Origin of the sequence: Paenibacillus rhizovicinus (assembly GCF_010365285.1) — a bacterium.
GTDB classification, from domain to species: domain Bacteria; phylum Bacillota; class Bacilli; order Paenibacillales; family Paenibacillaceae; genus Paenibacillus_Z; species Paenibacillus_Z rhizovicinus.
Genome location: NZ_CP048286.1, coordinates 3,093,556 through 3,105,868, shown reverse-complemented (window position 1 = coordinate 3,105,868; position 12,313 = coordinate 3,093,556). Strand labels below are relative to the sequence as shown.

At 55.4% G+C, this 12,313-nt stretch carries 9 protein-coding genes; 7 read left to right on the top strand and 2 right to left on the bottom strand.

Annotated features, from left to right (window positions below):
- Positions 1-4 precede the first annotated feature (4 nt).
- The 5 genes from GZH47_RS13885 (at position 5) to GZH47_RS13865 (ending at position 6,733) form a co-directional block, all read left to right on the top strand.
- Positions 5-1,351, top strand: coding sequence for a nucleotide sugar dehydrogenase (locus GZH47_RS13885; protein WP_404823787.1), 1,347 nt, complete (start codon positions 5-7; stop codon positions 1,349-1,351).
- 65 nt (positions 1,352-1,416) lie between these two features.
- Entirely contained in the window at positions 1,417-3,282 is a 1,866-nt protein-coding gene (locus GZH47_RS13880) for a glycosyltransferase family 2 protein (RefSeq protein WP_162645245.1), read from the top strand.
- Between the two features lie 41 nt (positions 3,283-3,323).
- Positions 3,324-5,084: a polysaccharide deacetylase family protein gene (locus GZH47_RS13875; protein WP_162640625.1), complete on the top strand. Its 1,761-nt coding sequence runs from the start codon at positions 3,324-3,326 to the stop codon at positions 5,082-5,084.
- Between the two features lie 27 nt (positions 5,085-5,111).
- Positions 5,112-6,221, top strand: coding sequence for a glycoside hydrolase family 18 protein (locus GZH47_RS13870; RefSeq protein WP_162640624.1), 1,110 nt, complete (start codon positions 5,112-5,114; stop codon positions 6,219-6,221).
- 155 nt (positions 6,222-6,376) lie between these two features.
- Complete coding sequence (locus GZH47_RS13865; protein ID WP_162640623.1) at positions 6,377-6,733, top strand: GNAT family N-acetyltransferase; 357 nt, start codon at positions 6,377-6,379, stop codon at positions 6,731-6,733.
- A 669-nt stretch (positions 6,734-7,402) separates the two neighbouring features.
- Here the strand turns inward: GZH47_RS13865 and GZH47_RS13860 are convergent.
- Positions 7,403-7,813, bottom strand: coding sequence for a GNAT family N-acetyltransferase (locus GZH47_RS13860; protein WP_162640622.1), 411 nt, complete (start codon positions 7,811-7,813; stop codon positions 7,403-7,405).
- A gap of 874 nt (positions 7,814-8,687) precedes the next feature.
- On the opposite strand from GZH47_RS13860, the gene GZH47_RS13855 reads away from it, so the two are divergent.
- On the top strand, positions 8,688-9,227 hold the full coding sequence (locus GZH47_RS13855) for a DUF4362 domain-containing protein (RefSeq protein ID WP_162640621.1): 540 nt from the start codon (positions 8,688-8,690) through the stop codon (positions 9,225-9,227).
- A 284-nt stretch (positions 9,228-9,511) separates the two neighbouring features.
- On the opposite strand, the gene udk is transcribed toward GZH47_RS13855, so the two are convergent.
- A complete protein-coding gene (gene udk, locus GZH47_RS13850) occupies positions 9,512-10,129 on the bottom strand; it encodes a uridine kinase (protein WP_162640620.1) in 618 nt (205 codons plus the stop codon).
- Between the two features lie 262 nt (positions 10,130-10,391).
- Between udk and htpG the strand changes: the two genes are divergently transcribed.
- Positions 10,392-12,284 (top strand): molecular chaperone HtpG, encoded by a 1,893-nt coding sequence (gene htpG / locus GZH47_RS13845; protein WP_162640619.1) that lies wholly within the window; start codon positions 10,392-10,394, stop codon positions 12,282-12,284.
- Positions 12,285-12,313 lie beyond the last annotated feature (29 nt).

The window sequence follows — 12,313 nt, the reverse complement described above, 5'->3', positions numbered from 1 at the left end:
ATAGATGAATATGAATATGGACATGCACGTTGAGGCAAGGTCGCTCTACGATCGCATCGTGGACCGCGAGGAGTCCATTGCCGTGATTGGGCTCGGTTATGTCGGACTGCCGATCGCCGTCGCCTTCTCGGCGAAAGCCAACGTTGTCGGTTTCGACGTCAACGAGAAGAAGATCGGCGATTATCGGGCAGGAATCGACGCGACCGGCGATATCGGCGGGGAAGCGATTCGCGACAGCGGCGTGGAATTCACGTCGGACGCTGCCAGGCTGGACGGGGTTCCCTTCTTCATCGTCGCGGTGCCAACGCCCGTCACGAGCGGGAACGTGCCGAATCTGGCTTATGTGCAGGAAGCGAGCCGGCTCGTTGGACGCAGGCTGAAGCAGGGCGCGATCGTCGTTTACGAGTCGACCGTATATCCGGGCGTAACGGAGGAAGTTTGCGTGCCGATTCTGGAAGCGGAATCAGGCCTGAAATGCGGCGTCGACTTCAAAGTAGGCTATTCGCCGGAGCGCATCAATCCCGGCGACAAGGTGCATCGGCTGGAGAATATCGTCAAGATCGTCTCGGGCATGGATGAGGAGTCGTTGGATATCATTGCCCGCATCTACGAGCTCGTGATCGAGGCCGGCGTCTATCGCGCGGAGAGCATCAAAGTGGCTGAGGCCGCCAAGGTGATCGAGAACGCGCAGCGGGATATTAATATCGCGTTCATGAACGAGTTATCCATGTTGTTCAACGTGATGGGGATCAATACGTCGTCCGTCCTGCAGGCTGCGGGAACCAAATGGAATTTTCTCCCTTTCACGCCTGGCTTGGTAGGCGGCCACTGCATCGGCATTGATCCCTACTACCTGACGTACAAGGCCGAAGATAAGGGTTACCACTCGAAAATCATTTTAGCTGGGAGGCATGTTAATGACGGCATGGGCAAGTATGTTGCCCAGCAAATCATCAAGCTGCTCGTGAAACAGAAGCAGAGCATTCCGAATGCGCGGATCGGCTTCCTCGGACTGACTTATAAAGAAGACAGCTCCGACATTCGAAACACCAAGGTAACGGATATCATTAAGGAGCTCATGGAATACGGCATCGTGCCGATCGTTACAGATCCATTCGCGGACAAGCAAGAGGCTTATCACGAGTACGGGATCGAATTATCGGACATTTCGGAATTCAACGATTTGAATGCGATTGTCGTCGCTGTGCCGCATACGCCTTTCAAACAAATGGGCGTGACGGATTTCGAACCTCTCTATAACAAGAATGCCGAGAAAATCATGATCGACATTAAAGGGATTTACGACAGAAGAGAATTCGAGCGCAGCGGGTTCGGTTATTGGAGTCTCTAAAGGAACGGCCGAGATAACGAACCGTCGGTTTAAGGTACGGGGAGGATGGGAGAAGAGTCATCGTGATGAAACGGAAGAAGAAGGAAATTGTCGAGGTGCTGTCTGTTGCGCGGGGTGACCGCCGAACCCTCTCGAACGTGCCGGATCCCGAGCAGATCCGGATGCAGACCGACCGCAGGGGGAGCAAGGCTGAAACGCAGAGCGAGCAAGAACGCAACGATACGCTTCAACTGGAGCGGCTGCGGCTGCTCAGTCTGCGTTATATGGCCGATTTCGAAGTGACGATGACGGGTCCTCGGCAGACGAAGAAGACGGCCTCCCGGGGAAAGGCAGCGGATATTTCCTCGACGGGCATCCTGGTCGCCGTAGAGCCGGACAAAGGCCAATACGTCGTGGGCCAGATCGTGAACATGCGGTTTCAGATTCCGCCGGGAACGATGCCGGAAGGGTTCGAATCTTCGGTGAAGCTGGATGCGGTGCTCGTACGAACGTTTACCCGCGAGGCGGACGGGCAAGAGCGGCTGATGCTGGCATTCGAATTCGTGAAGCCGCTCACCAGTTATTTTCAGCGCAAACGCTGGGGATATTCGGTCTACACGGCTAGCGGAGCGTTGTTTCTGGCTGTCGGGCTTATCATGCTTCTGCGCGTGGAGAGCATTCTCTATTTCAAATATAACTTGCTGCTTTACCTGTACAGTTTAACGGCGGCAGCATTCTTGTTGACCCGCTATCTGTTCGGCGCGTTGTATCGCGAGGTGCCGATCAACCGGCATTACACGCCGGGCGTATCGATTATTATCCCGTGCTTCAACGAACAAGAGTGGATTCATCGGACGATTCTCAGCTGCGTCAATCAGGACTACCCGATCGAGAAGCTGGAAATCATCGTCGTCGATGACAAATCGCTCGATAATTCGGCCGCGCGCATTCAAGAGGTCATTGAACTTATCCATAAAGAGGCGGAACGCTATTCGACCAAGGAACGAGTGAAGTTTCACGTCTTGGAAGAGAACGGCGGCAAGCGCGTCGCGCTCGTCAAAGGCGTGGAGATGGCGAAGCATAATCTTGTCGTCTTCGTCGATTCCGACAGCTTCCTGGAGCCGACCGCGATCCGGCATTTGGTCCAGCCTTTCCAAGATCCTCGCATGGGCGGGGTTGCCGGACGGACGGACGTGGAGAACAAATTCACGAATACGATTACGAAGCTGCAGACGGTTCGCTATTACATTGCGTTCCGGATCATGAAGGCGGCAGAGTCGTACTTCGACAGCGTGACTTGCTTGTCCGGTCCGCTGTCCTGTTACCGCAAGGACCTGATTTTGCAGCATAGAGATGCTTGGCTGAACCAGAAGTTCCTGGGGCAGCCCGCGACCTTCGGCGATGATCGCAGCATGACGAACTTCATCCTGCGCACGCATCGGACAGGCTATCAAGATTCGGCCATTTGTTCGACCATCGTACCTTCGGACACGAAGGTGTTCTTGAAGCAGCAGATGAGGTGGAAGCGTTCCTGGCTGCGCGAATCGCTGCGTGCCGGCGGATTCATCTGGCGCAAAGAGCCGTTCATGGCGCTCTTCTTCTACATCGGCCTCGTCGTTCCGATCGCGGCTCCGGTCATCGTGCTTTACAACCTTGGCTATGTTCCGCTGGTCCATCATGTGTTCCCGGGTACGTTCCTGATGGGGCTTCTGATGATGGCACTCCTTATGAGTCTGGCCCATCTGATGTTCCGCAAGAGCAGACTGTGGGTTTTCGGCCTTGTTTTCTGTATCTTCTACGAGCTGGTATTGCTCTGGCAAATGCCCGTTGCATGGGTGACGTTCTGGAAATCCACTTGGGGAACGCGCGAGACGCCGCAGGATATCGAAGCCCGCTTGCGCAAGGAAGCGCGGCGAAACAAAAATAAAAAGCGAATCGGATTGGGTCAGTAAGGATTGGCGCCGGAAGATTCATGATGAGGGATGGCAGGAAGATGGCGATCTGGAAACGGGATTCTGCCTTTGATTATCGTAGGAAAAACCGTGGCAAAGCGGTGAAGACGGTCGTTCAAGTCGGCGTTCTGCTCGTTGTAGCGGGGCTTATCTACCAGGCTGTGTTTAACACGTCTACATATAGCGAGCCGAATCAGGGAACATGGAGCAGCGATAAAGGGTTCGTCGCACTGTCGTATTTCGGCGTGGGCCGTTCGGGAACCCCGAAGCTCATCGCGAAGAACGAGCTGGATCAGCAGCTGAAGGCGCTGCATGATCAAGGCTACAGGACCATTTCGCAGCAGGACATCCTGGATTATTACAACAAGGGAAAACCGCTGCCGGACAAGGCGCTGTTCCTGTCCTTCGAGGACGGACGCAACGATTCCGCCTTGTTCGCCGAGCCGCTGCTGGAGAAGTACAACGATAAAGCGACGTTTCTTTCTTACGCAGGCAAGCTGGGCAATGGAGACAACAAGTTCGTCCAGGCGAAAGATATGCTGAAGATGCAGAAGACGGGCTATTGGGAGCTTGGCAGCAACGGCTACCGCCTGTCGTACATCAACGTGTTCGACAACGACGGTCAATTTCTCGGGCAGAAGACTGAGAAGGAAATGAAGAACAAGAGCAAGGTCGCGTACTATAACCACTACTTGATGGATTTCATTCGGGACGAGAATATGATTCCGACCGAGGACCGCAAACAGATGGAAGCGCGCATCGCGAAGGATTACAAGCTGATGAAGGATACTTATACGAGTAAACTCGGTTTTGTGCCGGGCTTGTATATGATCATGCATGCCAACTCGCTGCAGGACGGGACGAATCCGCTCGTGACGGATGCGAACGAGCGCCATATCGAGGGCATGTTCAACATGCATTTTGCCCGCGAAGGCGCTGCGTTCAACGGCAAGAGCGGCAGTCTATACGATCTGACGCGGGTACAGCCTGCCCCTTATTGGTCGACGAACCATCTGCTTATGAAGATCCGCAAGGATTCCGGGCAAGCGATGACTTACATCGATGGCGAATCGGACCGCGCCTCGCATTGGGATACGTCGACGGGCGCAGCGGAGTTCCGCGAGAACGAGATCGTATTGACCTCGCCTGCGGGCCAAGAAGGTTTGGCGTATTTGAAAGGCAGCGACGGCCTTAGTGACGTGGCGGTGACAGCCAAGCTTAGCGGAAATGTCGTTGGGAAGCAGAGCCTGTATCTGCGGTATGACAAGGCGGGGGATGCCTATGTGCGCGTCGTGCTCGCCGATAACGAGATTGCCGTGGAACAGAAGAAGGCGGGTCAAGCCGCGGAGCGTCTATTCGGCACCAAGCTGGACGATGTGAGCTGGAACGAAGAAGACCTTGCGCTCAGCAGGGCTGCCGTATACACGAAGGTGCAGGCGAATGCAGGTCTTGCCCCCGATAACGACATTCCCGTCAACATTCAGCAGACGCGCAAAGTCGGCGTCGAGCTTGCGGGCGGCAAGCTGAGCTTGAAGGTGGACGGCAAGGAGCTGCTAAGCGGCCGCGATATTGACGCTTCGATCGCGAAAGGCGGCGTGGCGCTGTCTTCCGAGGCGAGCAAGCAGAATGAGAAAGACGATATTTATGACGGCCATTTCGTAAACGTCACGGTAAAAACAATCGGCAACGGCGGGGAGCAGAAATTGTTCTACCGCAATACGAATGAAGGGCTTCAAGGCGTAATCAGCAGCGCGAAACACGGCTTCAATAAGGTCGTGGATTGGTTCATTGATACGTTCTGATGTAGCGATCGATCGGGAGGGCGCAGCATGTCCGGCATACGAAGGAGCAAGCGGAAGCGTCTCAGGAACGCGTGGGGACTTGGCTTCATTGCGGCAGCAATAGCGGTGGTAAGCGCGTATGCTGTCATCAGGGACCGATCTTCGGACGAACCGGCGGCCGGGAGCGCGTCGCCCAACAAGCTGGAGCGGTCGCTTTCCCTGTCGGCCTGGATCGTGGATTGGCAGTGGGAAGCGGGAATGAAGGATTTTGGCGCGGCCTCGTTAGGCCTGGACAGCGTTCAGGCCTTCGCGGCCTACTTCAACAGCGAGGACGAACTCTACTTCACGGAGAAGGACAGTCAATCGCTGCCGGAGGTGCTGGCCGCGGCCAATCGCGAAGGACTGCAGGAAACGCTGTTAACGGTCGTGAATGACCGGTTCACGGCGGATGGCTCCTCCTCGGAGGAGAAGGATCCGGCGCTCGTGCGAAGATTGATGAAGACCCAAGCCAGTCGGGACAAGCATATGGGCAACCTGCTTGGTGCGTTGGACAAATTCGGTTTCGGGGGGCTGGAGCTCGATTACGAGCGAATCCCGGACGGGTCTTGGGGCAACTATACGCTGTTTATCCGCGATCTGTACGAGCGTCTGCACGCTGAGGGCAAGTCGCTGCGCGTCGTGCTGGAATCACGCGCGCCGCTTAACAAGCTGAGCCTGCCGAAAGGCCCGGAATACGTGATGATGGCGTATAACCTCTACGGCGGCTTCAGCGGCCCTGGGCCGAAGGCCGATGATACGTTCATCGCTCAGCTGTCGGAGCGTATGACGGCTCTACCTGGCGACAACGCCATTGCGCTGTCGCTCGGAGGGTTCGACTGGACGGCGGACAGGCAGGCGACGTCGGTGACGGAGCAGCAGGCGGCTGAGCTGTCGCGCAGTTCTGGCGCAGAAGCAGCGGTGCGAGACGGGGCAAGCGGGAGCCTTCACTTCCGTTACAAGGACGGGGAAGGCGTTACCCATACGGTGTGGTACGCCGATACGGAGACGCTTAAGCGCTGGATCGGCGTCGTCCGGAATGCCGGCATGTATAAGGTCGCGCTCTGGCGGCTCGGCGGGTTATCGGAAGAGATGACGGCGTATCTGAAGCAGGCCCGATAGGCGCTCGGTTCATGGATAACGAGGCTGCGAGTTGATGAAGCCATGCATGGCGGAGGAAGAGAAAACGGGGAAGAACATCTGAACCGGCTGCGTATCATCGTTCCATGCGGGGTATAGAATAATAGGATGCTATACAACGCTGGAGGTGGAGCTTCATGAACGGGAATCAGGATGAGGTACGTCCGGAGAACATACCGGCCGAGGATATTGTCGCCGAGAAGCAGGGCAACGGGTATATTTTGAAAGGCGTCGGCGGCTCCATAGGCGAGATTACGTACAAACTGGTCGACACGGATACGTGGATGCTTGACCATACTTATGTCGATCCGCGCTACCGCGGCGGCAATCTGGCGAAGCAGCTGCTGAACCTCGTCGTCGACGAGGCGAGGGAGAAAGGCCGCAAGATTATTCCGGCTTGCTCCTACGCGCTCGCGCAGTTCAAGCGCAACGCGGAGTACGCGGACGTGTGGGCGAAGTCCGAGAAGGAACGGGACTATTCGGATCATGCGTGAGGCGGGGGCGCGGCGCGAGAAGCGAGGACGAGTAGCGGATTGAGCTGAAGGCATCGGAAATGCAGCCTGAGAAGGGGCGTTCCGGTGCCTTTTCGCATTATTGCAGGGCTGAAATTGGCGCCGCCCCCGAGGTGGGACGGGCCGCTGATTATTACTTGCTTGTATCGAAAGCCATTGCGGGATAGCCGCCAAAGGGTTCTTTTTGCCGGATCCGATGCGATTTAGCGATCCGCCCTCCGATGCTGATTCACGACCCGTCCCTCCAGTGCGACTTCGCAATCCGTCCCTTCAATGCGACTTCGCGATCCGTCCCTCCCTCCAACGCGGATAGGACAGGTAGGGTTGGTTCTTTTGCCAAGGCGAGGGACGAATCGTATCGTGCTTATTTGGCCGAAAATCAAGAGGGAATTGCGCTAACGAACCCCAGCTGCCTTATGAAAAGGGAAGCATGTGAAAATGGGCGGAAAAGCGGGAATTTGTTAACAATAGCGCTTGCAGGATTCGTTAGAAACTCGCAATGGCGTATTACGGCCCTATAACGCTCATACGATTCGTCCCGGATAAAAAGCCCCTAACCCAGCGCGCCTCGAGCATCAGCACCGCCACCTCTCCACTCCAAAGAATTTCACCGCATGCATAATCAATGCAGTGAAATTTCGGAAAGTCCAATCAAACCAATGCCTTGGTCAGCAAAATCTCCAGCGGCTCGTCCTGAAGCAGCAAACAGCCGGCATCCCGATACCCGAGCTTTCGGTAGAAATGCTGCGCTTCCTCGTTAGCCATCGTGGACGTCATCACCAGTTTGAACCCCTGCTGCTTCATTTCTTGTTCCCAATGGAGGACGACCTGCTTGCCGGAACCGTGCCCCCGGTAAGGCTCATCGATCCAGATCATGTTCATGAACGGAATGTTGTCCCAGAAATACCCGTAGCGCATCCAGCCCATGCTGCTGCCCTCTTCGTTGCGGAGGAGATAGATTTCGCCGGCCTCGATCTTGGCGTCGATGAGCCGTTCCGCAAGATGGCGGTCGCGTTCCCGAATATAGGCGTAGTCGGACGCGGTCGCTAATGTGATCTTCATAGCATATCCCTCCCGTTGATTTAATGTCAGTCAGCTCGCGATACGCTTCCCAATACGAAGTCATGCCTTCGAACCCTTGTAAGCCGTGCGCTTTGCCATATGCCGACTCGGTTGCACGGCGGATCCAATTCGCCTCGGTCTCTCCTCCTCTGCGCATCGTGATTTGGCGGAGCGCAGCTCCGATATCGGTTTGGTAGAAGTAGATGAGTCGCGGATTCAAGGGGCGAATGATGTGCTCGATCTCCCGGATATACCGTTGAATGTCCGCCGGCGCTACATTGTAGGGGAATAGGCTCCACGTCAAATAACCGAGCAAGCAGCTGTCCGCTACGACGATTTCCGAAGCGGCTGCAACGGCAGTGGCGAACGCGCGCCACTGCCGGAGCGCCTTGTCGATCACGCGGCCGTATCGGCCTTGATCCAGCTCGTCGACGATCGTTTGCATGCTCGCGTAGTCGTCATAAGCGTAAACGGGATGGCCTTGCTGTTCTTCGTACCACCATACGCAGGGGATGCCCAGCCGGCCCAATTGCAGCGCGATGTGCTGGGCGGCGGTTGATTTTCCCGAGCCGGGAATGCCTTCGATGAGGATGAGCTTGCTTGCGCGTACGGATTCGTTCATGGGGTTAACGGCATTGGTCATCTCCATTGTTGCGTCGCCTCCGGATGGAGTTATTAACAAACAAGCCAATTGCGTTTTGGATGAGGAGATGCTTTGGGATAAAATATTTCTGCTGAGCCCGTCTTCCATTTACTGTATAATAATTGGAAGCGGACTCCCAGCGCAAGAGGCGGAAACAATTCGCGCACCGGCATCGTCCATGACAATAGAAGCAGCATCTAACCCGAAACTCTACATCCCTAGGAGGCGGATATGGTTAAACGAGAACTGCAGACGATCGTCGTAACGGCCATCTTGCTAGCGATCGCAATCGTCGCTTGGTATGAATTGAGCCTAAGCCAAACGAACGGAACGTACAAGCACAAATCGAAAGCAGCCTCCGGTCATACCGATATGACCTTTAAAGATGCGGACAAAGCAGGCTACGTAGTGGCCGGTCCAGGGGGCTATTTCAATGTAGAGAAGCTGGAAGCGTTCTATCAGGCCGTCCAAGACCGGCAGAAGAGTCAATTGAGCATCGCCCGCTATACGGACGAGGGGGATCCTATATTCGTTGATCTGGACTTTGACGGGCAGTCGATCGACTATGTCTATGATACTTCATGGGACGCGTTCGGAGGGCAGGACAAAGGCGTACGGAAAACAAAATGCGAAGTTATCAACAAGCGTACCGGGGCTTACGGTGAGGATTATGGGACGACATATGTACTGAGCAAATGCGCGGCGGATATTGGATATAGCGATTCCGAGAAGAAGGAATATCATTTATTGTTTATTTCGCAAGGGCGATAGGCAGCGAGCAATAGGGCATGGAGGCTTCTGATGGAGATTTCGTATGGAAGATTCGGATAGGAATTTCGTATGGGAATTTCGTATGGAGGCTTCGTATTCAATCTTCGCATGACGTTTCGATGAAAATCCCGGGTCATGGTCTCGGATACAGAATGGGAGGCATGCGTCGTACGCAGAGCACCGGCACCCATCGATAATTTACCGAATGGTTCCCGCCCGGTGCGTTCACGTCGTCGCCGGCCTCCTTCTATAATCCTCCGTGTTCCGCTTGAGGGAACACGGCTTTATTCGGTCTTCAAATACTTCTCTGTCAGCGTCGTCAGCAGCTCGATGCCGATCTGATTCTCGCCGCCCTCGGGAATGATGATGTCGGCGTATTTCTTGGACGGTTCGATGAACGCCTCGTGCATCGGCTTGACCGAGGACAGGTACTGCTGGTGGATCGACTGGATCGTCCGGCCGCGTTCCTCGATATCCCGCAGCACGCGGCGAAGAATGCGGACGTCGGGATCCGTATCCACGAATACCTTGATGTTAAGCAGTTCCCGCAGCTTCTCGTCGGACAGCACGTGCAGCCCTTCGAGAATGACGATCGGATTCGGGAGCAGCTCGAACGATTCGCTCTTGGAACGGGCGTGAACGGTGAAATCGTAGACCGGCGCCTGCGCGGGCTGTCCTGCGATCAGCTGCTTGAGATGTTCGATCAGCAGCTCGTTGTCGAATACGAGCGGATGGTCGTAATTCAGCGCTCCGCGCTCGGCCATCGTGAGATGCGGGTGGTCTTTATAGTAATTGTCCTGTGAAATAAACGTGACTTTGCTCGTGCCGAGCTGTTCGATGACCGAACGCGCGACAGTCGTTTTGCCGGAGCCGGTGCCTCCGGCGATCCCGATAATCAGCATAGTGCGGTAAAGCCTCCTTGGCGGTTCAATCCCCGTATTGTAGCATAGTCGAGGCATCCATTTCATCTTAGCGCGGCAATAGGGTTAGATTGGCTGGATGCACAGGCAACCGCATGTGGACGAATGAACGAGTTCACGATATTTTATCGTGTTCGGACTTGAGCCTGCCCCCGGAAGTATGCTATAAAAAGAGTAGCGTTAGCACTCCGGTCATTAGAGTGCTAACAGCATTTTCGATCCATTGGGGAGGGCATTCCGTAACATGGTGAAGCAAGAGTTCAAAGCAGAGTCCAAGCGACTGCTGGAAATGATGATCAACTCCATTTATACGCAACGCGAGATTTTCCTACGGGAGCTGATCTCCAACGCAAGCGACGCTATCGATAAAATCTACTACAAGGCGCTGACCGACGACAGTATCGCGTTCAACGCTGATGATTATTTCGTCAAAATCACCGCCGACAAAGAAAGCCGCACGCTGACGCTCGCCGATACCGGTATCGGCATGACGCAGGAGGAATTGGAGAACAACCTCGGCGTGATCGCGAAGAGCGGCTCGCTCGCGTTCAAGAAAGAGAACGAGAGCAAGGACGGCCACAACATCATCGGCCAATTCGGCGTCGGCTTCTACGCGGCGTTCATGGTCGCGGACCGGGTAACGGTCACGAGCCGCGCGCTTGGCAGCGCCGAAGCGTTCCGCTGGGAGTCCGAAGGCGCGGACGGCTACACGATCGTTCCGGCGGACAAGGCGTCCGTGGGCACCGAGATCGTGCTCCACATCAAGCCGAACACCGAAGACGACAATTACGACGAGTTCCTGGAAGAGTACCGTCTCCGTTCCATCGTCAAGAAATATTCCGATTTCATCCGCTATCCGATCAAGATGGACGTGAAAGGCCAACGTCCGAAAGCGGATGCCGCCGAAGGCGAAGAGCCGGAGCTCGAAGCCTACGTGGAAGAGCAAACGGTCAACAGTATGGTGCCGATCTGGCGCAAAAACAAAAGCGAGCTGACGGATGCCGACTACGAGCAGTTCTATCACGAGAAACGCTACGGCTTCGACAAACCGCTGAAGCATATCCATATCAGCGCGGACGGCGCGGTCGTGTACCGGGCGATTCTGTACATTCCGGAGAGCACGCCGTTCGACTACTACACGAAGGAATACGAGAAGGGCCTCGAGCTGTACTCCAACGGCGTTCTGATCATGGATAAGTGCGGCGACCTGCTGCCGGACTACTTCAGCTTCGTGAAAGGGATGGTGGATTCCGAGGATCTGTCGCTCAACATCTCCCGGGAAATGCTGCAGCATGACCGTCAGCTGACGCTGATCGCGAAGAACATCAAGAACAAAGTCAAAAGCCAGCTGCTCAGCCTGCTTAAGGACGAGCGCGAAGGCTACGAGAAGTTCTACAAAGCGTTCGGCCGCCAGCTGAAGTTCGGCGTGTACAACGACTACGGCATGAACAAGGACGTGCTGCAGGATCTGCTGCTGTTCCACTCCTCCAAGGAGAACAAGCTCGTCTCGCTGGACGAGTACATCGCGCGGATGCCGGAAGACCAGAAGTTCATCTACTACGCGACAGGCAGCTCCATCGAGCGCATCGAGAAGCTTCCGCAGACGGAGATGGTGGCGGATAAGGGCTACGAGATCCTCTACTTCACCGACGATATCGACGAATTCGCGATTAAGGCGATCATGACCTACAAGGACAAGTCGTTCAAATCGGTTTCGAGCGGCGATCTCGGCATCGAGCCGGATGCGGACAGCGACAAGCCGGAAGCGGAAGAAGCGGGCAGCAAAGCGCTTTTCGAGCAAATGGAATCGCTGCTGAGCGGCAAAGTGACGAAGGTCAAAGCGTCCAAACGCCTTAAGAGCCATCCGGTCTGCCTCACGAGCGAGGGCGAGCTGTCCATCGAGATGGAGAAAATCCTGAGCGCGATGCCGAACAACGAAGGCGTGAAAGCGGAGAAGGTACTGGAAATCAACGTGAACCACCCCGTGTTCGCGTCGCTGAAGGAAGCGGCGGAGAAGGACAACGAGAAGCTGAACCTGTATACGCAATTGCTGTACAACCAGGCGCTGCTGATCGAAGGCCTGCCGATCCAGGATCCGGTGGCGTTCACGAACGATATTTGCAAGGTTATGGTGTAAGCGAAGCGAGAGTTATTGTAAGAGTATGA